The following is a 25377-nucleotide window of genomic DNA, read 5'->3' as shown; positions in this document are numbered from 1 at the left end:
AGCAGCCGTCGGCGGCCAGGCGCAGAACGCCTCGGGAGCGTCCTAGCGCTTCTCCAGCTCGATCACCTCTTCCAGCGGGACGGCGAGCGCTTCCCACAACTTCTTGGCCTGTTCCTCGCTGAGGTCCTTCTCCCTTTTCGGCGGCGGGCGCCCGATCGACCAGGGAATCAGCGGCGACGTTCCAGTCAGCGCTCCCGGCCGCATCGGCCTCGCCCGCACCGCGTCCAGGAGTCGCTGCCACATCCCGCCCGCCGACCAGCGCCGGAACCGCCTGTAGGCCGTGATCCACTCACGGAACTCCTCCAGGGGATCACGCTAGGGCAACCCCGCCCCCGGGAGGCAGGAGTGGTGCTGGACGCTCCCACTCCGCATCCACCAAGCCACTTCGAGTATGCCACTCAACGTGAGAAGCCCGGTGCTTACTGTTAGTGGATCCGCGAAGCAGGCTCCAGTCGCATCAACACTTGAATGTAGACACCTTGGTGTCTAAACTGACAACCATCCATTCTAGATCGCGGGGCGCCCGCCTGGCGGACCACACGAAGGAGATGCGTCACATGGATCATGCCGCAGAACGATATGTGGTGATCAGTGCAGACACCCACTGTGGCGCTGACGTTCAGGGGTACAAGCCGTACCTCGACAAGAAGTACCACGACGACTTCGACGCGTGGGCCGCTACCTACGACGATGCCTGGGCGCAGATCGACCCGGGCGTCGGCGGCCACAAGATCGGCGCATCCTCGCTGATAGACGACGCCAACTGGTCGTCCATGAAGCGCGTGGAGCAGCTCGAAGCGGACGGCATCGTTGCCGAGGTGCTCTTTCCGAACACGACGCCGCCGTTCTACCCCTCGGGCGCGATCACAGCGGGCGCTCCCGGCTTCCAGCCGAAGGACCGCCGCGAGTACGAGTTCCGCTTCGCAGGCATCCAGGCCCACAACCGATGGGTCGCCGACTTCGCGCGCGAGCTCCCCGGGCGGCGTGCCGGCCTGGCACAGGTGTTCCTCAGCGACATCGACGACACGGTCGCGGAGATCGAGCGGGCGCACGCGGACGGACTGAAGGGAGTGTTGCTGCCCCCGGACACGTTCATGCAGCTGCAGAGCCTGTACTACCCCCGCCTGGACCCGATTTGGCAGAAGTGCGCCGAGCTCGGCATGCCGGTCATCCGGCACGGTGTGGTCGCTGGCGAGGGGGTCTCGCCGGAGACGGGTATCGCCGCGGCCGCAGTCGGCGTGATGGAGTCGATTTACTTCTCCCAGCGCGGGCTGATTTCCATGCTGCTGTCGGGTGTGTTCGAGCGTCACCCGTCCCTGAAGTTCGTGCTGACCGAACTCGGCGTCGCGTGGGTGCCGCAGATGCTGCAGATGCTGGACGGCTTCTACGACGACGCGCGGATGCCGAAGACGATCTCCAACATGTTCGCCGCGGACGCGGTCCAGGCGCTGTCGAAGCGCCCGAGCGAATACTTCGCGTCCAACTGCTTCACGGGCAGCTTCTTCGCCGAGGCAGACGTCGCCGTACGGCACACGGTGGGTATCAACAACATCATGTGGGGCGCTGACTACCCGCACAGCGAAGGTACTGTTCCCTTCACCACCAAGGCGTTGCGCGCCAACCTGCCGCAGGTGCCGGTCGACGAGGTTCGACAGCTTCTGGCAGGCAACGCGGCCGACGTGTATGGCTTCGACCTTGACTACCTGCAGCCGTTCGCGGACAAGGTCGGTCCGACGGTCGGAGAGGTCCAGACTCCGCTGTTGCCCGGCGAGTTGCCCGAGTACCCCGACGATTCGGTGTGTCCGACATTCCTCGGCTTCGGGCTCGTCGAGGCGAACCTCACCTGAACCGAAAGCAGGCAACGAAGATGACGACCAACGATCCCACCGCTGACGACGTGGACGACGCCTTGGCGCCGGACGGCTCGCGGCGTATGTTCAAGTCCGAGCGCGGCCCGTTCCAGGTCTTCACCGCTCCGGCAATCCTCGCGCCGCCGCAGCCGGAAGAGATCACCGACGAGATGGTCGAAGGATTTCTGAACTTCTTCGACTACTCGGACCTGGTGAACAAAGGCGAACCTGAGGTCGAGGTCCGGGAGGCGGTCAAGCAAATGAGCCGCGCCTCCATGCCGGGCATGACCTCGGTGCCCCTGTTCGACCAGGGCGGGCCGAAGGGCATGAGCTTAGTCTGGGTGTGGTTCGGCCCGAACTACAAGCTGTTCCGCCACGGCCACCCACCGCTCGGTGACTGCCTGTACCTGGTGGTGGCGGGCTCGCTACATCTCGGCCACCGCGAGCTCGGACCAGGCGACGGTTTCTTCGTCCCGCACGGCATGTTGTACAGGTACCGGGCCGGTAGCCAAGGCGTCCAGGTCCTCGAGATCCGCGCGGGCACCGAAGAACCGTTGGGCACGCCGGGATCCTTCCGGATGGGTGAGCCATCGGTGAAGGCCATTCGCAAACTCACTGAGGACCTGATCGAGCACCAGTCCGAATGGAAACACTGGCCGTCCCGGATCGGCGAGGATTCTTCCGCTGACTGGTAGAAGGCCAGCACCAAACGACCTCCGGCGTTCTCTGGACGCCGCAATACAAGTTGGAGGAAGCGTGGGCAAGCTGAACGGACGAGTAGCAGTCATTACCGGCGCCGGTCGTGGCCTGGGACGTGATCACGCCCTCCTGTTCGCTACTGAGGGCGCCATGGTCGTCGTCAACGATGTCGGCGGAGAAGCCAGCCCGGCTCACGACGTTGTTGCCGAGATTCGTGCGGCCGGCGGCGAGGCTGTCGCGCACACGGAGAGCGTCACGGAATGGGACGCGGCCAAGCGCCTGGTCGACATGGCCGTCCGCACGTTCGGAGATCTGCACGTCGTGGTGAACAACGCAGGAATTCTGCGTGATCGTATGCTCGTCAATATGACCGAAGACGAGTGGGACTCGGTCATTTCCGTCCACCTGAAGGGCCACTTCTGCGTCACACGTCACGCGGCGGCCTACTGGCGCGAGCAATCCAAGGCGAACGCCACGGTTGACCGGTCGCTGATCCACACGACCTCGACGTCTGGACTGTTCGCCAACCCGGGGCAGGCCAACTACGGAGCAGCCAAGAGCGGCATCGCGTCATTCTCGCAGATCGCGGCGAAGGAACTCGGCCGGTTCGGGGTCCGCTCGAACTCCGTGGCGCCCGTGGCCCGCACGCGGCTCACGTTGAGCATCCCCGGCGTGGGGGAGAAGATTGCCGAAGTCCCGGAGGGGTTCGACAAGTGGGACCCTGCCAACGTGTCGCCCCTCATCGCCTATCTGGCGACCGAACAGTGTGAATTCACGGGCGAGACCTTCAATGTGATCGGCGGCCAGATCACCCGGATCCAGTCCTGGACCTCGGCGGAGCAGCTGGCGAAGGAGGAGCGGTGGTCCGTCGACGATCTAATCGAGGCCGGACCGAGTCTGGTCGGCAAGGGGATCGACAAGCCCGTAATGGCGGGCTGATTCACATTGCTCGAATGTGGTCTGCCAGAGGTCGCTGGCACAGTCGGGCAGTCGACAGCGGTCAACTTGGTCAGGGGAGATTGAGCCGCCAGTACAGCCCGACAAGAGCGTCAGCGAGCCGCTCCGGTGTGATCTTGATCAGCCCTTCGGCCCACGACACCAGCAATTCGGAGGCCGCACCGGAAAGCATGATGGCCTTCACAACCGCTTCCTCGGTGCTGGTGCTAGCGAAGGCGGCTGGGTCGGCACCGGACCACCTGTAGAAGTTCTCGGCAGACCGCATCATCAGTTCGTGTCGTCGCGGAGCCGCGCGCCCACCCTTGCCCAAGCCTTCGACGTACAGGATCCGGATCTTGCGCGGATCCTTCAGCATCGAGTCGAGACTCGCCCGAAGTGCGACGGTAATTCGTGGCATTCCGTCTTCGGGGGCATTGCCGAGAGCTGCATCGATGTCGCGGTCGATAGAGTCCATAGTGGCGTCAAGTACCGCCTGGAACAGGTCGTCCAAATCGGAGAAGCTCTCGTAGAAGTACCGCTCGGTGAGCTTGGCCTCGACGCACACGTCCTTCACCCGGACGGGTTCGGAACTACTACTACCGAACAAGTTCATGCCGGCTTCGATCAGTTTCTGGCGCCGTCCGGCGATTCGCTCCTCGCCTGCCACGCCTCCGTAAACGCGCTTCGTACCCGAAACTGTCATCGCTGCTCCTATCGCTTGATCGATCGTGTCCGAGTAAAACGCCTCCTGGAGTTCGCCCAGTCGGAGCTGCCCGTCCGGTACTTTTCACCGCCCAGAATATTGCTATGAGGCCGCCAGAATTGAACCAAAATGTGAAACTCGCTACAGTCAAAAAATTCTGCGATGAATAGCGGCGCGCCTCCCCAAGAAAGGACTTCTGGCCGGAACATGTCTTTGGTGACCTCCAAGTGGGCTCAGGAATGCCCCGGAGCGATGGCCTTGGTCGACGAGCGTCGGGTACTGTCGTGGGCCGAGCTGGATGGGCTCGTTAACCGCATGGCAAACGCTCTGAATTCCGTTGACCTCGGTCAATCGCGGCGAATCGCTGTATTCGCCGAGAACTCTGCTGAGGCGTTGCTGGCGCACCTCGCCGCGAGTTCGGTCGGGGTCTCGACGGTGCCGGTCAACTTTCATCTCACTGCTGCAGAGCTTGCCTACATCCTCGAGGACTCCCAAGCCGCTGCGGTGTTCGTGGGCCCGGAGACCGCCGTGGTCGGCATCGAGGCTGCCGCGGCGGCGGAGGTCCCCGTTGTGATCGGGTGGCGATGCCCGCCGTTGGCTTCGTTGACGCAGTGGGAAGAGTGGATCACGGCTGCCAGTGCTGGCGAACCGCTGTCTGATATGCTCCACCACCCAATTCTATATTATACCTCCGGCACGACCGGCCGACCGAAAGGCACGGAGGCGCCGACTGCGGGCTTGGCCGTCGGCGCGACCGTAGGTGAGTACTTCCAGAAGCTTCGTGCGGACGGGCCACCGCCATCAGGTCGTCCGGCACTGGTAGTGACCCCGTGCTACCACAACAGTGCCATTCGCACGCTGCGTGATCTTGCCTCTGGCACACCGGTCGTTGTGATGGGCCGGTTCAACCCGGAACAGACGCTGCAGGCCATCGAACGCGAGCGGGTCGAGTCGATCGTGATGGTTCCGACCCACTTCCAGCGCTTGTTGGCCCTACCCGAACAGGTTCGCCGCAAATACGATACGTCGAGCCTGAAGAAGGTCATTCACACCGGCGCCGCCTGCCCGGTTGAGGTCAAGCGCCAGATGATGGACTGGTGGGGTCCGGTTCTGGTGGACGTTTACGGCAGCACCGAATCCGGTACGACCAACAGCATCACCTCGCAAGAATGGCTCGAGCGTCCGGGCTCGGTCGGCAGGACCGTCGCCCCGTTCGAGCTCGTCGTGATCGGTGACAACGGCGAGCAACTCCCGTCCGGCCAGGAGGGGAAGCTCTATTTCCGGGATACCACGGGGCGGGGTGTCGCATATCATAACGATCCTGAGAAGACCCGTGCCGCGCACCTCGAGCCCGGAGTTTTCACTCTCGGCGACATCGGCTATGTCGACGATGGCGGCTACGTGTACATCACGGACCGCAGTTCAGACATGGTCGTCAGTGGTGGAGTCAATCTCTACCCGGCCGAATCCGAACAGGTATTGGTGACCCACCCAGGCGTTGCCGATGTCGCTGTGATCGGCGTACCCAATGCGGAGATGGGGGAGGAGCTCAAGGCGTTGATCGTCCCGGCCGACGTCGGCGATCCGCCCTGTGCTGAGGAGTTGGATGCCTTCTGCCGAGAGCGACTGGCCGGCTACAAGCGGCCACGGTCGTACGAGTTCGTCGCCGATATCGGTCGAACCGCGATGGGAAAGGTCAACAAACGCAAGCTGCGAGCGCCGTACTGGCCCACCGGACGCACCATCGGTGGGTGAACGATAGCTGCCCAAGGAGAAGGAAACGCCATGGATCTCGACATGTTGACGACGGTCACGTACGAGACGATCGACGGCAACATCGCGCGCATCACGCTAGATCGTCCGGAGGTGCGCAACGCGCAGAACCGTCAGCTCATCTATGAGCTCAACGAGGCGCTCACCGCGGCGGCGTTCGACGACGAGATCAAGGTCCTGATCCTCGCGGCTAATGGGCCGCACTTCTCGTCCGGTCACGATCAACGGGACACGAAGGACTACGACGGCCCGCCGGTCGGGATCGCGGGCGGGTTCGCCAAGCCCGGCGCCGAAGGCCTGATGGCCCGCGAGGAAGAGGCGTTCCTGAACATGTGTCGGCGTTGGCAGCAACTCCCGAAGCCGACGATCGCGCAGGTGCAGGGCAAAACCATCGCCGGCGGGCTGATGCTCGCGTGGGTCTGTGATCTGATCGTCGCGAGCAAGGACGCGTCGTTCGTCGACATCACGGTGGCCATGGGTGTCAACGGTGTCGAATGGTTCGCTCACCCGTGGGAGCTCGGGATCCGTAAGGCGAAGGAGATGCTGTTCACCGGAGAACCGGTCAGCGCGGTCGACGCGCATCGACTCGGCATGGTCAATCGGGTCGTCCCACGCGAGGAACTTGCAAACGCCACTTTGCAGCTTGGCCGCACGATCGCCACCAAGCCGAGCTTCGGGCTCAAGCTGGCCAAGCTCTCCTGCAACCAGACACTGGATGCGCAGGGGTTTTGGACGGCCCAGCAGGCTGCGTTCTCTCTGCAGCATCTAGGTCACAGCCACAACCAGCTGCTCTTCGGGTCCACCGGTGATCCGAGTGGGATGAAGATCAAGCCGGCCAGCTCAGGGTGAAGGGAAATCTCACATAATGGTCCGACGGGTAGTTACCGGGCACGACGGGGCCGGTAAGTCCGTCTTCGTGTCAGATGAAGACGTCCCGCCACTCACGGCGGCGCTGCTGGCCGGCGGTGCGTTCTACCGGCTTTGGGGTGCCGACGAGGCACCAACATTTCCCGACGACGGTGCGCCGGCGCCGCACGACGCCTACTTCCCGCCGGTCGGCGGCTACCGCTTTGCGATGTTCATGCTGGCTGCGGGTTCCCGCGAGACTCCCCCCGATCTCGATCTGCAGGCCGCGAAACACGAGATGGACCAGAAGCTACCGGGACTGACGGAACTGATGGACCCCGACGAGCCTGGCATGCACGCGACGGACACCGTCGACCTGGGGATCGTGGTCTCTGGCGAGTTGGCGCTCGAGCTGGACAATGCGGCGCGCACCGTGTTGCGGGCGGGCGACACCTTTGTACAGAACGGCACGCGGCATCGCTGGCTCAACGCGGCGACCGAGCCGGTGCTCGTGGCGCTCTTCTCGACGGGCTCGAACCGGAAGGAACGCTGATGGACGACCTCCTCTTGTACGTGGTGGCCGACCGGGTCGCCCGGATCACGCTCAATCGTCCGGAAAAGCGAAACGCGCTTAATCTCGGCATCCGGCGCCAGCTCGTCGACGCGCTGCGCGAGGCCGAACGGGACGATGACGTCGCGGTTGTGCTCCTGGACGCCGCGGGCCCGAGCTTCTCGGCGGGCTACGACCTCTCGGACCCGAAGACCGATACACCTCCCGGGTGGGTCGACTCGGTGCACTTCAATTCGTGGAGCGACCAGTTCGGCCGCAGCGTGTTCCGCGACTGGATGGTCATCTGGGACCTCATGAAGCCGGTTGTCGCCAAGGTGCAGGGCTACTGCCTGGCCGGCGGCGCCGAACTGATGTCCATGTGCGACATCGTGTTCGTAGCCGATGACGCCGTGATCGGCTACCCGGCCATGCGGGCCCAGTCGACACCGGACGCGCCGTTCTTCCCATGGAAGCTGAGCATGGCGCAGGCGAAATACCTGCAGCTGACCGGCAACTCGGTCTCCGGCAAGGAAGCTGCGGAACTGGGCTGGGTGGCCAAAAGCTTCCCTGCGGACGAGCTCGACGATCAGGTGCAGCGGCTGTTGCGACCGCTGTCACAGGTCGATCCTGCTCTGCTCGCGGCGAACAAGGCCTCGCTGAACCAGGCATACGAGCAGATGGGCATGCGCGCCCACCTCGGCGGAGCATGGCAGCTGCACGGGCTGAGCGCCCGTTACCGGGAACGCTCGGGTGAGTTCAAAGAGATCTCGGGCCGGGACGGGGTCAAGGCCGCCACCGAGTGGCGGGACGGCGCGTTCCGGCGTGAGGGCTTCACGCCCTGAAGCCCCTGAGGAATGCTTCGGCGGTGGAAGTGGTCAGGCGTGTTCCGGCCGGAATCAGTCCGGCGGGGGTGTCGACACGGCGACGGCCGACTGCAGTGGTCATCGGCGATCAAGTGGATGACCCGCTCCCATGACGTCTAGCCGGCCTCGATCAGACCCAGCACAGTCACCGACCGATGACGGGGGCCGGAAGCGTTCCGCGATCCAAGCCGACATCGTCATAAGATCCATCCCGACCGATGATCGAGGCACGTCCGGATGCTCCTGCTGATCAATAATCCGGACCGAGGCCGGCAGACTTCGCGGACAACAAGACCTCGAGAACGCGGTGAGGGATGAACATCATGTTCAAGCCCTCGTGTTCAGAAGCGAGCTCCATGCTGCTGACTGCCGCCTTCGGCTTCGAGGCCACGTTTTGTTCATGCTCTGCGGCAGTCCTCGGTTGGCCAGGCCGGCGTGACGCCACCTGCGCGGACCGTGGCTGAGACTTGCGTAGCCGCGTCGCGCCCGATGTATCGCACTCGCGCCATTCGGTGCATCGGGCGCATGAATATCGGTATCCCGAGTAGAACATACCTACGGGGAAATTAGAGAGGGTCACTGCAGTGACAATGAGAAAATGGCTGCTACGGGGGGCTCCCGTGGTTGCCTTGCTGGCCGCGCTTTCGGCATGTTCATCCAACGGGGGTGGTAGCCACGCCGGCAGCGACTCTTCGGCGTTAGATGGCGGAGTATCCGGCACCGTGAATGCGCCAGGAACTCCGATCAAGGTCGGGGTCATCTGCATGTGTTCAGGTGTTTTTGGCGCGAGCGTCGTCGGTGCCTCCGAGGTCGCGCAGGCATGGGCGAAGAACGTCAACGCCACGGGAGGGATCGACGGTCATCCGGTCGATCTGGACCTGCAAGACGATCAGGGAAACCCGGGCACCTCGACGACTATCGCCCAGAAGATGATTTCTGAAGGCGTCGCTGTAATCCTCAACCTCACCGGTTTCGATGCGGCGTGGGCCACGAACGTAGCGGCTGCGAAGATTCCAGTGGTCGGCGGCATCTACCAAGACAGCATATTCGGCACCAACCCGTACTTCTATCCGACGGGGCAGAGCCAGGCGTCGGCGATTGCTTCGGTAGCCTCCGTTGCCAAGCAGGCCGGTGCGAGGAACCTCGGAGTCCTCTACTGCGCGGAGTCAACGGACTGCCAGCAGATCGTGGGTCACCTGAAGACAGCAGGGCAGCGGGTGGGCGTCCCCGAGGTGTACAGCGCCGCGGTCGCGGCGACCGCGCCCAACTACACGGCGCAGTGTCTTGCGGCCCAGCAGGCCAAGGTGGAGGCCATCGTGTTCGCTGGTGACGCGAAGACGGCCGCGCGTATTGGCTCGGACTGCGATCGGCAGGGCTACGCCCCGACGTTCTTGATGCAGGGTCTCGGCTACAGCAAGGAATTCCGCGAGGCCACGGGATTCGGTAAGTCCCTCTGGATGCCGTTCCCGATGCTGCCGTACTTCGCTGACGTGCCGGCGATGCAGAAGATGAACGCGGCGGTGGACAAGTACTACCCGGATCTGCGCGCTGGCGATGACGTGATCTGGGCCCAGCTTGGGGCACAGACCTGGGCCGCGGGCATACTGATCGAGCATGCCGTCAAGGCCAGCGGTGCCGACACGTCCGCAACTGTGGACGCGGCAACCATGCTCAAGGGCCTGAACTCCATCAAGGGGGACGATCTTGATGGCTTGACCTCCCCGTTGACGTTCACCGCCGGTCAACCGCATACCGTCAACTGCTGGTTCACGGCGAACGTCCGGAACGGCAAAGAGAGCCTGCTCAACAACGGAAAGAGCACCTGCAGTTCGGCTTCGTGACGAGAGCAGTATCCCGGTTGGGAAGTGGTGCGGGGGCCGGCCTTCCTGGCCGCCGCCCCCGCACCGGTGGGAGAACAACCTGGCTTCGTGAGCTCGGGGTAGCGCGGGTTGTCGATCTCGGCGGCCGGCCTGGGATAACGGATGCAGCAGCGTCGGCGCCCGTGTGTCCACAGCCCGATCCCGTGCTGCCGCAGGTCGCGCGTGCGTAGGGAGCACCGGTCGGCGCGTCGCACACCTTTGAACACTCTGCCCAGGCCGAGCGCTCGGGAGTGGGTACACGACCCCGGTCACCGATAGCCGCAGAGCGGGAGGACTTGATCGCCCGGACTACAAACGGTTTTATCGCACGTCACGGCCCTGATCGTGCACCCGGGGCAGGGTGTAGGTACACGCCGTATTGACTGGTAGCTCCGTTCCTGCAGATAACGCATGGTTTTCTGGCTGACCCCGTGTGACCACAAGCTCCGGAACCCGGGAACCACCGAGGGAATTCTTTGATGGATCAGTTCCTCCCTTTCATCGTCATCGGCCTGGCCAGTGGCGCAGCCTACGGACTTGCCGGAATTGGTCTAGTATTGACCTACAAGACTTCCGGAATTCTCATGTTCGGCTACGGCGCTGTCGCGGCCCTCGACGCTTTTCTCTTCTATTACCTGCATGAACTGAACGGGATGGGATGGCCGATTGCGGCCGCCATCGCCGTGCTGGTGTTCGCACCGCTGCTAGGTCTTCTGCTGGAGATCGTCGCCCGGTCGCTGCGGGATGCCAACGAGACTGTGAAGGTTGTTTCCACGGTCGGTGTGATCCTTTTGGTTAACGGCATCAGCCTGCTGTGGCATCCGGTCAATCCGCCATCGTTCGACCACTTCCTGCCGCAGGACACCGTACAGATCTTCTCCGTCCGCGTGACCTGGGAGCAGATCATTCTCTTCGCAGTCGCGACGGCAATGGCCACCGTTCTCTACTGGTTCTTCCGCCGAGTGCGTTTCGGCATGGTGATGCGGGCCGTGGTCGACAATGGCGATCTCGTGGCGATGACTGGAGACGACCCGGTCCGCGTCCGACGCTTGGCATGGGTCATCGGCAGTGTCTTCTCTGGCGTTGCCGGGCTCATGCTGGCTCCCGGCCAGCTGGTAGACGGGGCGACCATGGCGACTCTCGTCTTCGCCGCCTTCGGCGCTGCGGCGATCGGTGCCTTCACCAACCTGCCGCTCACCTTCCTGGGCGGCCTGGTAGTCGGCGTCGCGAGCGCGCTGCTTCTCAAGTATTCGGCGACGACCCCGTGGCTTGGCGGACTGCCGCCCGCGCTGCCGTTCATCATCTTGTTCCTCGTGCTGATCGTGATCCCGCGCCGCCACCTAGTGCAGCGGCGTCTGGTTCGTGCCACCCGGGCACAGGTCCGTTACCAGGCACCTGCCAGGGTTCGCGTCGTCGCCGGGGTCATCGCCGTCGGCCTGCTTGCGATCGTCCCGTTGGTCCAGGCCGAGCGGATCCAGGTCTGGTCGGCAGCGCTGATCAATGTCACCCTGCTTCTCTCGCTTGGGCTGCTGGTCCGGCAGTCCGGTCAGGTCTCGCTGTGTCACGTCTCGCTCGCCGCTGTCGGGGCTGCCGCGTTCGGGCACTTCGCCACACTCAACGGTCTGCCCTGGTTGGTGGCATTGCTGCTGGCCATGCTCGTGGCGATCCCGGTGGCGGCGATTGTCGCGATTCCCGCGGTACGTGTCTCGGGTGTCTTTCTCGCTCTGGCCACATTGGGCTTTGGGATCCTAGTTGAACAGGTGTTCTATGCCAGGAGTTTCATGTTCGGACCGTCGAGTGTGGGCATCGCCGCACCCCGGCCGCACATCTCGATCGGCGCCTGGGATCTGTCCACCGACAGGGGCTTCTACTACGTTCTATTGATCTTTACTGCTCTTGTGGCACTCCTGCTGACCGCCGTGGGACGCACGCGTCTGGGACGCCTGCTCGAGGCCATGTCGGACTCGCCGCTCGCCTTGGAGACGCATGGAACGACGTCCAGCGTCCTCAAAGTTATCGTGTTCTGCCTGTCGTCGGCGCTGGCCTCGTTGTCCGGCGCGTTCACCGCGATGCTCTACCACTACGGCGTCTCGAACTACTTCGTGCCGTTCAACTCCTTGATCCTGGTAGTGCTCGTTGTCATCGTCACGCTCGGTAGCCCGTGGTACGCGCTCATCGGCGCCATCGGCTACACGGTGATTCCCACGTACATCACCGGGCAGGCAACCACCAGCGTGCTCAACCTGCTCTTCGGCGTGGGAGCTGTCGCTGCAGCGTTCGGCGTCCGGGCCGCGGGCACTCCGGCACCGGTCCGGATGCTGCTGGAGAAGTTCGGCGGGCGTGGGCCCGAGAAGTCGACGACAGCCGCTTCGCCAGCGTTCGTTCCTGCCGCGCCGCAGGGGCGCCACGACCGTGAGCGAATTGGCCTGGTACTCAAGGACCTACATGTACGGTTCGGCGGTGTGCACGCAGTCCAAGGCGCGAGTCTCGAGGCCCCGGCCGGGCGCATCACCGGTCTGATCGGCCCCAACGGTGCAGGTAAGACGACCACCTTCAATGCATGCAGCGGTCTGGTTTCGCCTACGTCTGGAAGCGTGTTCCTGCACCGCAATGACGTCACCCGATTCGGGCCTGCGGAGCGGGCGCGTCGGGGCCTGGGCCGGACCTTCCAGCGAACGGAGTTGTTCGACAGCCTGACCGTACGTCAGAACGTGGCGATGGGTAGGGAGGCCGCGTCGGCAGGTCGCAACCCCCTGTCGCTGGTGTTCGCCTCTGCTCGCTCCAACCGGGAAACGGCGGCAGCGACGGACTATGCCCTGAACCTGACGGGCCTGACCGGAATCGCTGACGACCAGGTCGGACTGCTTCCGAGCGGTCAGCGCAGGCTGGTAGAGCTGGCGCGTGCCCTCGCTGGTCCGTTCGACGTGATCCTGCTCGATGAGCCATCGTCGGGCCTTGACGACAGGGAGACCGAGCGGTTCGGCGAGGTGCTGCGGACAGTCACCCGTGAGCGGGGGATCGCAATCTTGCTTGTGGAGCATGACATGACTCTCGTTCGCGCGGTATGTGACTACGTGTATGTCTTGGACTTCGGGACGCCGATCTTCGAGGGCACGCCGGACGAGATGCATCGGTCCGAGATCGTGCGCGCCGCGTACCTCGGCGATACCGCGCTCTTCCTTGAGCCAAGTGAGTGAGGTACCCATGCTGACCATGAGATCTGTCACCACCGCCTACGGAGGGACGACGGCACTGAAAGATATCGATCTCGAGCTCGGCGCTGGTGAGGTACTGGCGCTCCTCGGCCCAAACGGCGCAGGCAAGACCACACTGCTGCGGACGGTGACGGGCTTCGTGAAACCCAAGGCCGGCAGGGTGTGCCTGGGAGATCGTGACATGACCGGTGCCGCACCGTACCAGTTCGCGCGCGCGGGAATCTGCCACCTTCCCGAGGGACATGGAGTCTTTCCCTCGCTGACCGTCCGCGAGAACCTGGTGGTTCAAGCCCGGGGGCGCCGCATCGACGATGCCGTCTCGGAGGCCACCTCCCTGTTCCCCATCCTCGGCAAGAGGCTGAAGCAAATGGCTGGAAGCCTATCCGGCGGCGAGCAGCAGATGCTGGCGCTAAGTCGGGCCTACCTGACCAAACCCACTGTTGTCGTCGTGGACGAGGCATCGCTGGGACTGGCGCCGATTATCGTGGACGAAATCTACGAGGCGCTCAGCGTCCTGGTCGGCCGCGGCCTCTCGTTGATCGTGGTCGAGCAGTACGTGAAAAAAGTGCTGGAACTCGCCCAGCGGGTCGCCGTCCTCAGCCGCGGCGAGATCGTCTGGTCGGGCGCGGCATCCGACACCAACGTCGACGAGGTCTACGACCGGTACCTCGGCGTCGAAGCCTAGAGCTGATACGACAGGTCCCTTGACGATCATATAGCCGAAACGTAAACTGACACTGCATCTTTCCGGATGCCGGGTTCTACCGGTTCCACACCCAATGTGCTCATGGGCAAAGGGATTCGCTGCGTAGCCACGTCCATGCCCCCGGCGGGCGCGCAGTGCGGCAGAGAAGGCTGTGCGATGAAAGTCGATCTACTGGCGCGGCACGGAACGTGGCGGACGCCACCGGATCCGAGCGGTGGACCGCCGATGTGACGATCGCCGACGGCCGCGTGGTCGAGATTGGAAACCTGTCCGCGCTGAGCGCAGAGATGGAGATCGATGGGACGGGCCCGGTGGCTACCCCGGGCGTTACCGAAGCCCGTTGTCACTACGATGTGCGGATTTTCTGGGATCTCTATTGCGCCGCGTCCGGCCGGCATGGCCTGGCGACAGCGCAGATCTCCAACTGTGTATTCCGTCTGGCCCTATGTCGACGGAACTACGCAACCGTGGCTTCAAGATGCTCGTCCGGACTGCGTAGATCAGGCTTGCGACCGTGGAAGTCGGTGTCCCCTGCGACAGAGGTGGACACTGCATCCTCGTCAACTCCAGGTCTGGTTGGTGGGCCGGCCGAATTCGAAGCGCGGTTGTCCGCCCTGATGTCGCTCCGCAAGACGGTGCCTTCATCCTCGCTGCGCTGAGTGCACTTTCGTGGAAGTCTATCTAGGAAAGGGAAACGAATTATGGCTGGACGCGTAGCGGGAAAAGTCGCATTCATCACGGGGGCGGCTAGGGGGCAGGGCCGCAGTCACGCGGTACGACTGGCTGGGGAAGGCGCCGACGTCATCGTCATCGACAGCTGCCGGGATTTCCCGGGGGTGCCGTACGACGGCCCGACGGAGTCGGATCTCGCTGAGACGGTGAAGCTGGTCGAGGAGAGCGGGCGCCGTGCAGTATCCGCGGTTGTGGACGTTCGTGACTTCGGCGCGCTGAAGGCCGCTGTCGACACCGGCGTGAGCACTCTTGGTCGCCTGGACATCGTCAGCGCCAATGCGGGCATCGGGGGCTCGCCGTGCGAGACCCACCTCATTGAGGAAGACAACTGGCAGCAGATGATTGACATCAACCTGACCGGCGTCTGGCACACGGCGAAGGCTGCGGTGCCGCACCTGATCGCTGCCGGTGGCGGTGCAATCATCATGACGAGTTCGGCCGCGGGGCTCAAGGGATTCATGAACGTTGCGCACTACGTCGCCGCCAAACATGGCGTCGTCGGTCTCATGCGCACGATGGCCTTGGAGCTGGCCTCGCATGGTATCCGGGTCAATTCAATTCACCCGGGATCGGTCGATACTGACATGATTCAGAACGAATCTACTTACCGGCTTTTTCGTCCGGACTTGGAACATCCGACGCGCGATGATTTCGCGGCAACCTATACGACGCTCAATGCGCTGCCCGCCCCTTGGGTGGATTCGGTGGACATCTCGAACGCACTGCTGTTCCTTAGTTCAGACGAAGGCCGCTACATTACGGGCGTTCCGTTGCCGGTCGATCTGGGCTTTGTGGTCAAGTAGCAAGAGTCGTTTCAGTAATCTTCGTCGCTTTTCAGTGATGGCCCCCTCCTCGCCCGTTCCTGTACGTGGAACTGTCACGTCGACTCCAACTTCTTGGCCAGATCACAGGATGATGGTCAGCGACAGCTGGGCCACACTAACCTACGAGTTGAATTGACGGTCGAACTTGCGACATCGATCAGCTGCGAGCCGGGTATCGATGCCCTGGCGACTAGTCAGAGCGCGTCAGAAATGCTAACCGACTTCCATTAATCAGGGGAACATAGTGCCAGATGTAACTGCCATCAAGGCGGCCGTCGATGGCTACGTGGGCGCGCTCGCCGCAGGCGACGTCGACGCTATCGCTGAGCTCTTCGCCGACGACGCGAACGCGGAAGATCCGGTGGGTTCTCCTGTCCACGTCGGTCGGGAGGCGATCCGCGGGTTTTTCGACGGCAATCCTCGCCCGTTGTCGATCGAACTGGTCAACCTCCGCGTAGCGGGAAATATGGCGGTGTTCTTGCTGAGCGCCGTGATTGAGGTCGACGGCAACAAGCTGATTGTTGAACCGATCGACGTCATGACGTTCGATGACAACGCCAAGATCCTTACGATGCGTGCCGTTTGGGGTGCGGAAAACGTGCGTCCGGCCTGAGTCGAGTGGGACAATCTAGATTGATAGTAACGAGCGTTGTTGGTGTGGTTCCTGTGCTTCCCGATTGAAGAGTGAGATCTCCGTTGGCATGGAGGTGTCTAGCTGGTAGCCCCGCCTCCATTGATCGATAGTCTTGCGCAAGACGTGTCATCTACGCTCAATCGTGCTCTGGGGGACGTAGACGATCATAGTCGGCGCTTACCCACAGCGTGCGCACGATCGTGCAGTTGTTCTCATGTTCGTAACGGTGCGGGCGGAGCTTCAGACCGTGGCGGGGAAATCACTATCGACAGCGAGCAGCACATCTGACATAATCTATTGTCATGTTCCCTGAGATTGCATCGGCTTTCCCTGACCGTCCGGCGTTGGTGATGGCGGGTTCGGGCGCCACAACCACATTCCAGCAGCTCGAGGACCGGTCGAACCAGTTGGCGCACCTGTTCCGTGACCGCGGGCTCGGGCGGGGGGATGCACTGGCGATCCTCATGGAGAACCATCCTAAGTTTCTCGAGGTGTGTTGGGCGGCGCAGCGTGCCGGGCTCGTGTACACAGCGGTGAACCGGCACCTCACTTCCGAGGAGGTCGCCTACATCGTTTCGGACTGTGGCGCCAAGGCGATCGTGACGAGCGAGGCCCTGGCGTCCGTTGCCACCGACCTGCCGGCCGACGCGCTGGCCGCTGCGAGCGTGCACTTTATGGTCGACGCTGTCGCACCGGGATGGGAATCACTCGAAGCTGCTATGGCCAAACAGCCCACCACGCCGATCGCCGACCAGTGTGAGGGCGACTTCATGCTCTATTCGTCGGGCACGACCGGCCAGCCGAAAGGCATCCTCAGAGCCCTGACCTTTGCCCCACTGGGCGAACTCCAAGTTGGCTTGAGCCCGATCATGGACTCGATGGGCATAGACAGCGAGGCCATTTATCTGGTCCCTGCACCGCTGTTCCACTCGGCCCCGCTGGGCTGGTCGCGGGCACTGCTGCGTCGTGGCGCGACCATCGTGATCATGGAAAAATTCGGCGCTGAACGACTGCTCGCAGCGGTCCAACGCTACCGCGTGACCCACGCCCAGCTCGTCCCGACCATGTTCGCCCGCCTACTGAAACTGCCCGAGGAGGTCCGCGACAGCTACGACGTGTCCAGTCTCAAGGTCGTCGTGCACGCCGGCGCACCATGTCCTGTCGAGGTCAAGCGGGCCATGCTCGACTGGTGGGGCCTGATCATCCACGAGTTCTGGAACTCCACCGAAGGCGCTGGATTTACCTACATCACGCCGAAAGAATGGCTCGCATATCCCGGATCCGTAGGTCGGCCCGTCCGCGGTGCACTACACATCCTCGACGATGACGGCAAGGAAGTTCCTACCGGGGAGGTCGGACAGATCTGGGCGGAAGGCACCCCTCCCTTCGTCTACCACAACGACCCCGAGAAGACTGCCGCGTCAGCCGACTCCCGTGGCTGGCGGACCGTTGGCGACGTCGGGTACCTCAACGAGGAGGGCTTCCTTTTCCTCACCGACCGCAAGGCTTTCACGATCATTTCCGGTGGGGTGAACATCTACCCGCGGGAAGCCGAGGATGCCCTCAGCCTGCACCCCAAGGTCACTGACGTCGCCGTGTTCGGCATCCCCGACGACGAGATGGGCGAGCAGGTCAAGGCCGTCATCCAGCCGACCTGCTGGTCCGACGCCGGACCCGACCTCGAAGCCGAGCTCATCGCCTACTGCAGGTCCCGCCTCGCCGGCTTCAAGTGCCCGCGCTCGATCGACTTCGAACGTGAACTGCCCCGCAGCGACACCGGGAAGCTCTACAAGCGGCGACTTCGCGACAGGTACTGGCCGGCCGCGCGGCCCGCCTGAACCACGCTTTCCCACACCGATTTCCTGCCCGCAAGACGGCTTCAACCGAAAGGCAACCAGCGCCACTGCGCCCCTCGGCGCACACCAACCAAGGAGATTCCCATGACCACCACGACCGCCAGGCCGCCATTCGACCCCGAGCTGGCCACGGTGCTGGACCAGCTAGCCGACCAGATGCCGCGTGTGACGCCCGAGACGCTCCCGCTGCTGCGTCAGACCCCCGCGCCGAACGACCTGTCCGAGGCCCGGCTCGCCGAGGCGGGCCTCACCCGCCGGGACTTCACCATTCCGGGCCACGACGGCGCCGAGATCGTCGTCACCGTGATCGCCCCCGCCGACCACCCGAACGCTGGCCCGGGCTTTTACCACATGCACGGCGGCGGCATGGTCATCGGAGACCAGACGTTCGTGCCGCCGTCCATGCTGGCGTGGGTCGCCATGTTCGACGCGGTGATGGTGAGCGTCGACTACCGGCTCGCGCCGGAGTTCCCCGACCCCTACCCCGTCGAGGACTGCTACGCGGGGCTCGTCTGGACCGCCGAGCACGCCGCCGAGCTCGGCATCGACCCAGACCGCCTGCTGATCGCCGGCACGAGTGCGGGTGGCGGGCTCGCCGCCGGGACCGCGCTGCTCGCGCGTGACCGCAAGGGCCCGGCACTGATCGGCCAGATCCTGAATTGCCCGATGCTCGACGACCGTCACCAGACGGTGTCGATGCAGCAGTACGACGACGCCGCGATCTGGGGCGGCGCTGACGACATCTTCGCCTGGGGCGCCCTACTCGGCGAGCGCCACGGGACCGACAACATCTCGATCTACGCCGCGCCCGCCCGTGCGACCGACCTGTCCGGGCTGCCCCCGGCCTACGTCGACTGCGGGGCGGCGGAGGTCCTCCGCGACGAGGGCGTCGCCTACGCGACGGCGCTGTGGGCCAGCGGGGTCCAGGCCGAACTGCACGTGTGGCCCGGCGGGTTCCACGGCTTCGAGGCCGTGGTCCCGCACACCGCGCTCGCCCAGGCCGCGACCCGTGCGCGCAACAACTGGATCACCCGCCTGCTCGCGCGGTAGCGCCGCGGTCCCTAGCGAACACGACACCAGGAGAAGACCCATGGCGGGACGAGTCGAGAACAAGGTCGCGTTCATCACCGGCGCCGCGCGGGGCCAGGGCCGGGCGGCGGCGGTCCGCCTCGCCGAGGAAGGCGCCGACATCATCGCGATCGACGTCGATAAGCAGCTCCCCGAAGTGCCCTACCCGACGGCGACGGCTGAGGACCTGGCCGAGACCGTCCGACTGGTCGAGAAGCTCGGCCGGCGCGTCGTCGCGGACACCTGCGACGTGCGGGACGCCGCCAAGCTGGCGTCCGTCGTGGCGGCCGGTGTCGCCGAGCTCGGTCGGCTCGACATCGTGCTGGCCAACGCCGGCGTCGCGATCCTCGGCCCGTGGCACACAGTGACCTCGGAGTCGATGCGCGCGACCGTCGACATCAACCTGATCGGCACCTGGAACACGGTGATGGCCGCGCTCCCGCCGATCCTGGCGGCGGGCAACGGCGGGTCCATCATCCTCACCAGCTCGGCGAACGGCCTGAAGGCCGGCCCGTGGACACTGGCCTACAGCGCGTCGAAGTACGCGCTGACCGGCATGGCCAAGAGCTTCGCGATGGAGCTGGCGAAGGACAGGATCAGGGTGAACAGCGTCCACCCTGGAGCTGTGGACACCCCGATGGCCGAATTCACGAGTGCACCCGGCGGCTTCATCGAGACGGGTACCGCCGAGAACCCCAACCTCCTCGGCATGTGCAACTCGTGGCTGCCGGGCCTCATGCCGGCCCGCGAGATCGCGAACGCGGTGCTTTTCCTCGCATCGGACGAGACCGCCTGGATCACCGGCCACGCGCTGGCCGTGGACGGCGGTGGGACCCAGTACTAGCTAGGCCGTGTCCGGCTGATCATGGTGGTCGGAGCCAGAGCCGTAGGGCTGTGGCGGCGACCGTGCCATGGAAGACGTAGGCGCGTTTGTCGTAGCGGGTGGCCACAGCCCGGTTTGTGTTTCAGCAGGTTGATGCACCGCTCGACGGTGGTACGGCGCATGTACGCCTCGGTGTCGAAGGAGAGCGGACGTCCACCGCGGCGGCGGTTGGCCTTCTGGTCGGTCTTCTCCGGGATCGTCGCGGTGATACCCCTGCCGCGCAGGTAGGCCCGGTTGGCGCGGCTGGAGTACGCCTTGTCCGCCAGCACCCGGTCGGGTCCTGGGCCGGCCAGGACCCGACCGGAGCATGCGGACGCGATCCACGACCGCGGTGAACCGGGTGGTGTCCGCGACCTGACTGGCGGTGATCAGAATGCTGACCGGCCGGCGATACTCGTCGGCTCCCAGGTGAATCTTGGTGGTGAACCCGCCGCGGCGACGGCCGAGCCTTGGCCGGGGGCATCGTTCAGGGGCACCTGGTTTTCCCGGTTCCCGGGGCCGTTGTCTCGGTGCGCCGGCAGCATGCCGGTGGGCGCGACAGATCGTCGAGTCCACGCCCAGCTCCCACGTCCCACCGGCCTCGGTGGGCAGGTCGGTACCCCCCGCGGCGTAGCCCACCGGGGTCTGTTGCATTGGGGGAAGGCAGGGCGTGGTTGGCCCTGTCGAGCGGGTGATCAGATCGCGAGGGTGAGCTCGGTAAACGCGGCTGTCAGCCGTGCGTGCGGGTCAGTGTCGATCCCGAGTTCGTAGTGGCCGCGGCGGATGTTCTGGACGAACGCATGCCCTACGCTGATCGTCTGGGCAGAGCGCAGGCGTTTCAACCCGCGCATGGGTCGGAGTCTGGCTTTCAGGCGGCTGTGGTCGGATTCGATCCGGTTGTTCTCCCGCGCGGCGGCGACGTGCCAGGCGCCGGGAAGCAGCTCGTCGAGGACCCGAGGGCAGACAGGGGCCTTGTCGGTGGTGACCTCGACCGGCCGGCGGCCGTGAGACAGCACTGCGGTAAAGAACTTTCGGGCCGCAGCCTGGTCGCGTCGTTCGCTGGCGAGGACGTCGATGACCTGTCCGTGCTGGTCAACCGCTCTGTACAGGTACGTCCACCGGCCAGAGATCTTGACGTAGGTTTCGTCGACGAACCACCTGTCCCCAGGGCGGTGCCGACACGGCCGCGCGGCGTCGACCAGCAAGGGCGTGAAGCGTTGGACCCACCGGTACACAGTTACGTGATCAACCTCGATGTCGCGCTCAGCGAGCAGCTCCTCGACGTCCCGGCACGACAGCGCGAACCGTAGGTACCAGCGGGACGCCAGCACGATCACCTCGGGCGGGAACCGGAACCCGACGAACTCCGACGTCGGAACCGGTGGACGGACACGACGTCGGCGCATCGTTCGATCATGACTGATCCGCAGCCGCGTGATGGCGGACTTCGCCAATGCAACACTGCCGAGGCGACGATCTACTAGCCACCAGCGAACGGTGGGAGCACGTCCAAGGTAGAGCCCGGCTCGACAACGGTCCGCGAGTTTCGAACCGCTACTTCATTGAGAAGAAAGGTGCTACACCGAAGAACTTGGCGTAAGCGGTCGCCGTGGCGTCCCTGGACACGTTCAAGGATCTCGGCGATGGTGGCTCTGTCGGACAGCTCCACGGCATCTTCCTTCACACCCGCCGCAGCGGCCGCCGCCGCGAAATACCGCACGGTGACCTGCTTTGACGGTGGCCAGTGAAAAATCCCTGTAGGCGGCCATTTACGGCCCCACCGGTGGCCAGTGACCTCCCCGCTGGCGGCCAGATACCTCCCCGGTAGTCCGGCCGGGAAGCCGGTCGACCAGGCTCGATCGGTGAAGACAAGCAGGGAGATCATGGAGATCCTGGAGGCATACGACCTCACGGGCAGTTACCGTGCCGCGGCCGAGCTGGCCGGCTGCGACCACCACACCGTCGCCCGGTATGTCCGGATGCGGGAGGCTGGGCAGTCCCCGGTCGAGCGTGAGCACCGCGAACGGCCGATCGACGAGTACCTGCCCAAGATCGAGGAGTTGGTTGTCGCGTCGGGCGGACGGGTCCGCGCCGACGTGGTGCACCAGCGGATCACTGCTATGGGCTTCACGGGAGGTGAGCGCACCACCCGGCGGGTGGTGGCGCAGGTCAAGCAGGCGTTCGCCGCCGGCCGGCGGCGGGTGTTCCGGCCGTGGATCACCGAGCCGGGGCTCTGGCTGCAATGGGACTGGGGCGAGGGCCCTCGTATCGGTGCCCGGCGCACCCAGTTGTGGTGCGCGTGGCTGGCCTGGTCACGGTTCCGGGTGGTGATCCCGGTATGGGACAAGACACTGCCGACGATCGTGTCCTGTCTGGACGCGACACTGCGCCGGATCGGTGGGGTGCCCACGTATGCGTTGACCGACAATGAGAAGACCGTCTCGGTGGACCATGTCGCCGGGATCGCGGTGCGCAACCCCGAGTTGGTGCAGGTCGCTCGGCACTACGGGCTGACCATCCGCACCTGCGTCCCCGCCGACCCGCAGACCAAGGGCGGGTCGGAGGCCACCGTGCGCATCGCGAAGGCCGACCTGGTGCCCACGACGGCGAACCTGCTGCGCGAGTACCGCACCTTCGGCGAGCTGGAGACCGCCTGCCGACAGTTCTGCGTCGAGGTCAACGACCGGCCGCACCGGGAGACCCGCCGCCGCCCGGTCGAGGCGCTGGCCGAGGAACGAACCCGGTGCCATCCGCTGCCGCAGCAGCCGTTCACCATCGCGTTCGGCACCACCCGGCGCGTGAACTGGGATGGGACGATCTCGGTGGAGGGTGTGCGCTACTCGGTGCCGCACGAGCTGGTCGACACCCGGGTCTGGGCTCGTTTCCACGGCGATGAGCTGATCGTGACCGCGGTGAGTGAGACCGGGCCGGCCGAGGTCGCCCGCCACCCGCGGTCAACACCGGGAACACCGTCCATCCGGGACGAGCACTACCCGCCGCGGCGTGACAAGGAGGCCGAGCGGACCCCGAAGGCCACCTCCGCGGCCGAGGCCGCGTTCCTGGCTCTCGGGCCGGGCGCGGCGAGCTGGCTGACCGAGGCCGCCGCGATCGGCGCCCGCCGCATCCGGGCGAAAATGACCGAGGCCGTCGCGCTGGCCAAGCTGCACGGCCAAGCCGAGGTCGACAAAGCGCTGGGGACCGCGGCGATCGTGGGCCGGTTCGCCGAGAACGACCTGATCCGGATCCTGGCCCACCAGACCGGCCGCAACCACGGCGCACCCACCCGCGCCGGCGAGGGCCACAGCCTCCAGCCAGGAACGTCGGCCTGGTCGAACTTCGGCCTGCCCCGCACCGCAGCCGACGACGCCGGCCGCGCCAGCGACGCCGAGGCGGGTGAGCCGTGATGGCCACACCGCTGCGCACGGTCTCGGGCTCGGCCGGCGACCCGCTGGCCGAGGCGATCGAGCTGACCCGCCGACTGAAACTGCCGCACCTGCGGCGCGCCCTGACCGACCTGGTCCCCACCGCCAAGGCCCAGCGCTGGGACCCGGCTGAGGTCGTGCGCGTCCTGCTCGCGGAAGAAGCCGCCGGCCGGGACGCAGCCAATCTACGGACCCGCCGCAAACGCGCCGCGTTCCCGGCTGGGAAGACCTTCGGTGACTGGGACGAGACCGCCTCCTCCATCCCCCGCCCCACCCAAGAAGCACTGAAAACACTGGAGTGGTTGCAGCGCAAGGAAAACCTTTGCATCTGCGGCCCATCGGGAACCGGCAAAAGCCACTTCTGTGAAGCGCTCGGCCAGGCCGCCGTCGAGGCCGGGATGACCGTCGCCTGGTTCACCATCGAAGACCTCGGAGTACTGGTCCGCCGGCACCGGGTCGATGACTCGATCACCCGGGCGATGACCCGGCTGCTACGCACCGACCTGATCATCGTGGATGACATCGGCCTGCTACCAGTCTCACCCGACGCAGCCGAGGGCTTCTACCGCCTGGTCGATGCCGCCTACGAACGCCGGGCACTCGCGGTCAGCAGCAACCTGCACCCCTCCGGATTCGACGAGATCATGCCCAAGACCCTGGCCACCGCCACGGTCGACCGGCTCCTGCACCACGCCCACATCGTTATGACACAGGGTGACAGCTTCCGGCTCGCCCAGGCCACCTCCGGGAAGGGGGTGAAGGCGTTGATCTGATCGGCACCTCATCCACGGCGGGGAACTATCTGGCCGCCGTTGGGGAGGTATCCCTGGCCGCCAGTGGGGACAACCGCAGGCCGCCTACGGGGAGAACGAAATGGCCGTTGACACTGCTTCATACTCAACCTCCGATCGCGCTCATGGGGCGCCGGGATTGGAAGAAGCCTGGATCGTTGATGCCATGACCGGCCGCCTTCGCCCACATGGTGTCCTGCCATGCTCGTACGATCGTGTCGTCGTCGGCACCGCAGCGTAGGAGGGCGCGCAGGTCAGTCTCCGTGGTGGCGAAAAGGCAGGACCGGATCTGACCGTCGCCCGTCAGCCGCGTACGGTCACAGCCTATGCAGAACGGTCTCGTGACAGTGCCGATCACGCCGACTCGTCCCGGCCCTCCGTCAACAAGCCAAGACTCGGCGGGCGATGCACCGCGATCACGCGTATCGGGCTCGAGTGCGAATGCGGTCCGCAGGCTGGACACGATCTCCTCCGCTGTCACCATCTCGTTGCGGTCCCAGGCGCGCTGCGCGTCCAGTGGCATCTGCTCGATGAAGCGCAGCTGGTACCCCTTTCCAAGGGCGAACCTGAGCAACGCAACCGCCTCGTCTGAGTTGATGCCCCGCACCAGCACACTGTTAATCTTGATCGGGGAGAGGCCCGCGGCCCCGGCCGCTTCCAGACCCGCGAGCACGTCCGACAGACGGTCACGGCGCGTGATCGATGTAAAGCGGTCTCGGTGCAGGGTGTCGAGGGACACATTGAGACGGTCGAGACCCGCGCCCGCCAAAGCTATCGCGCGACGCTCGAGGCCGATTCCGTTAGTGGTCAACGAAATACTGGGTCTAGGCACCAGTCGGGCAGATGCAGCGACGATGTCCTCCAGTCCCCGGCGCAGAAGGGGTTCGCCGCCCGTAAAACGCAGTTCGCGCACCCCCAGGCGCGTCACGGCGATGGTGATCAGCCGCAGAAGCTCATCGTCGGACAGCAGCTGGGCGGCCTGCATCCACTTCATACCCTCAGCTGGCATGCAGTACATGCACCGCAGATTGCAGCGATCCGTCAACGAGATTCTCAGGTCGGTAGCCACTCTGCCGAATCGGTCGACAAGGGCTGGGGTGTTGGGGCGTGCCGGGTCAGGCGCAGCCTCATGCGCGCCATGGTGGCCAAGGGTTGATGAGAGCTGCGGCATGCCTAAGTCGATGATCG

Annotated in this window: 22 protein-coding genes and 1 pseudogene; 17 read left to right on the top strand and 6 right to left on the bottom strand. The window is 64.8% G+C overall.

Features of this window, described 5'->3' with window-relative positions; all coding sequences use genetic code 11:
• Window positions 1-42: 42 nt before the first annotated feature.
• Entirely contained in the window at window positions 43-243 is a 201-nt protein-coding gene (locus ACG83_RS30480) for a hypothetical protein (protein ID WP_054569717.1), read from the bottom strand.
• Window positions 244-557: 314 nt separating this feature from the next.
• On the opposite strand from ACG83_RS30480, the gene ACG83_RS30475 reads away from it, so the two are divergent.
• From ACG83_RS30475 to ACG83_RS30465, 3 genes are all read left to right on the top strand, one after another.
• The gene (locus tag ACG83_RS30475) at window positions 558-1847 is read left to right on the top strand and encodes an amidohydrolase family protein (protein ID WP_063793255.1); all 1290 of its coding nucleotides are present in this window, start codon (window positions 558-560) and stop codon (window positions 1845-1847) included.
• A 20-nt stretch (window positions 1848-1867) separates the two neighbouring features.
• A complete protein-coding gene (locus ACG83_RS30470) occupies window positions 1868-2545 on the top strand; it encodes a hypothetical protein (protein WP_054569715.1) in 678 nt (225 codons plus the stop codon).
• 61 nt (window positions 2546-2606) lie between these two features.
• On the top strand, window positions 2607-3488 hold the full coding sequence (locus tag ACG83_RS30465) for an SDR family oxidoreductase (RefSeq protein ID WP_054569714.1): 882 nt from the start codon (window positions 2607-2609) through the stop codon (window positions 3486-3488).
• A gap of 70 nt (window positions 3489-3558) precedes the next feature.
• On the opposite strand, the gene ACG83_RS30460 is transcribed toward ACG83_RS30465, so the two are convergent.
• Complete coding sequence (locus ACG83_RS30460; RefSeq protein WP_083473708.1) at window positions 3559-4188, bottom strand: TetR/AcrR family transcriptional regulator; 630 nt, start codon at window positions 4186-4188, stop codon at window positions 3559-3561.
• 162 nt (window positions 4189-4350) lie between these two features.
• On the opposite strand from ACG83_RS30460, the gene ACG83_RS30455 reads away from it, so the two are divergent.
• From ACG83_RS30455 to ACG83_RS30400, 12 genes are all read left to right on the top strand, one after another.
• On the top strand, window positions 4351-5943 hold the full coding sequence (locus ACG83_RS30455) for an AMP-binding protein (protein ID WP_369812932.1): 1593 nt from the start codon (window positions 4351-4353) through the stop codon (window positions 5941-5943).
• Between the two features lie 30 nt (window positions 5944-5973).
• Window positions 5974-6810, top strand: coding sequence for an enoyl-CoA hydratase (locus tag ACG83_RS30450; protein ID WP_054569711.1), 837 nt, complete (start codon window positions 5974-5976; stop codon window positions 6808-6810).
• Window positions 6811-6877: 67 nt separating this feature from the next.
• Window positions 6878-7360, top strand: a complete 483-nt coding sequence (locus ACG83_RS30445) for a cupin domain-containing protein (protein WP_235498292.1) — start codon at window positions 6878-6880, stop codon at window positions 7358-7360.
• Window positions 7360-8199 carry an enoyl-CoA hydratase-related protein gene (locus tag ACG83_RS30440; protein WP_054569709.1) on the top strand — a complete coding sequence of 280 codons (840 nt, stop codon included), beginning with the start codon at window positions 7360-7362 and terminating at the stop codon, window positions 8197-8199. The genes ACG83_RS30445 and ACG83_RS30440 overlap by 1 nt, the downstream gene beginning before the upstream one ends.
• Window positions 8200-8840: 641 nt before the next feature.
• Complete coding sequence (locus tag ACG83_RS30435; RefSeq protein ID WP_235498291.1) at window positions 8841-10061, top strand: ABC transporter substrate-binding protein; 1221 nt, start codon at window positions 8841-8843, stop codon at window positions 10059-10061.
• Window positions 10062-10558: 497 nt separating this feature from the next.
• On the top strand, window positions 10559-13276 hold the full coding sequence (locus ACG83_RS30430) for a branched-chain amino acid ABC transporter permease/ATP-binding protein (RefSeq protein ID WP_054569707.1): 2718 nt from the start codon (window positions 10559-10561) through the stop codon (window positions 13274-13276).
• A gap of 7 nt (window positions 13277-13283) precedes the next feature.
• Entirely contained in the window at window positions 13284-13979 is a 696-nt protein-coding gene (locus ACG83_RS30425; protein WP_054569706.1) for an ABC transporter ATP-binding protein, read from the top strand.
• A 722-nt stretch (window positions 13980-14701) separates the two neighbouring features.
• The gene (locus tag ACG83_RS30420) at window positions 14702-15535 is read left to right on the top strand and encodes a mycofactocin-coupled SDR family oxidoreductase (RefSeq protein WP_054569705.1); all 834 of its coding nucleotides are present in this window, start codon (window positions 14702-14704) and stop codon (window positions 15533-15535) included.
• 265 nt (window positions 15536-15800) lie between these two features.
• On the top strand, window positions 15801-16169 hold the full coding sequence (locus ACG83_RS30415; protein WP_054569704.1) for a nuclear transport factor 2 family protein: 369 nt from the start codon (window positions 15801-15803) through the stop codon (window positions 16167-16169).
• A gap of 323 nt (window positions 16170-16492) precedes the next feature.
• Window positions 16493-18028 (top strand): acyl-CoA synthetase, encoded by a 1536-nt coding sequence (locus ACG83_RS30410; RefSeq protein WP_054569703.1) that lies wholly within the window; start codon window positions 16493-16495, stop codon window positions 18026-18028.
• A gap of 102 nt (window positions 18029-18130) precedes the next feature.
• Window positions 18131-19096: an alpha/beta hydrolase fold domain-containing protein gene (locus ACG83_RS30405; protein ID WP_054569702.1), complete on the top strand. Its 966-nt coding sequence runs from the start codon at window positions 18131-18133 to the stop codon at window positions 19094-19096.
• Window positions 19097-19136: 40 nt separating this feature from the next.
• Window positions 19137-19958: a mycofactocin-coupled SDR family oxidoreductase gene (locus ACG83_RS30400; RefSeq protein WP_054569701.1), complete on the top strand. Its 822-nt coding sequence runs from the start codon at window positions 19137-19139 to the stop codon at window positions 19956-19958.
• 19 nt (window positions 19959-19977) lie between these two features.
• Here the strand turns inward: ACG83_RS30400 and ACG83_RS47100 are convergent.
• The 3 genes and pseudogenes from ACG83_RS47100 to ACG83_RS43065 form a co-directional block, all read right to left on the bottom strand.
• Window positions 19978-20558 (bottom strand): annotated as a pseudogene (locus ACG83_RS47100) (IS5 family transposase); the annotation flags it as partial.
• Between the two features lie 113 nt (window positions 20559-20671).
• Window positions 20672-21382, bottom strand: coding sequence for an IS6 family transposase (locus ACG83_RS30390; protein WP_054569984.1), 711 nt, complete (start codon window positions 21380-21382; stop codon window positions 20672-20674).
• 74 nt (window positions 21383-21456) lie between these two features.
• A complete protein-coding gene (locus ACG83_RS43065; RefSeq protein ID WP_083473763.1) occupies window positions 21457-21861 on the bottom strand; it encodes a MoaD/ThiS family protein in 405 nt (134 codons plus the stop codon).
• Here ACG83_RS43065 and istA point away from each other — a divergent pair.
• Window positions 21839-23380 (top strand): IS21 family transposase, encoded by a 1542-nt coding sequence (gene istA / locus ACG83_RS30385; protein WP_054569983.1) that lies wholly within the window; start codon window positions 21839-21841, stop codon window positions 23378-23380. The two genes, ACG83_RS43065 and istA, sit on opposite strands and share 23 nt — an antisense overlap.
• A complete protein-coding gene (gene istB, locus ACG83_RS30380) occupies window positions 23380-24171 on the top strand; it encodes an IS21-like element helper ATPase IstB (protein WP_054569700.1) in 792 nt (263 codons plus the stop codon). The genes istA and istB overlap by 1 nt, the downstream gene beginning before the upstream one ends.
• Before the next feature lie 124 nt (window positions 24172-24295).
• Here the strand turns inward: istB and moaA are convergent, their stop codons facing one another.
• Window positions 24296-25360, bottom strand: a complete 1065-nt coding sequence (moaA, locus tag ACG83_RS30375; RefSeq protein ID WP_054569982.1) for a GTP 3',8-cyclase MoaA — start codon at window positions 25358-25360, stop codon at window positions 24296-24298.
• Window positions 25361-25377: the final 17 nt, after the last annotated feature.

It is taken from the genome of Frankia sp. R43 (genome assembly GCF_001306465.1).
Classification (GTDB): Bacteria; Actinomycetota; Actinomycetes; order Frankiales; family Frankiaceae; genus Parafrankia; species Parafrankia irregularis.
This window is presented reverse-complemented; position numbering and strand designations above follow the sequence as displayed.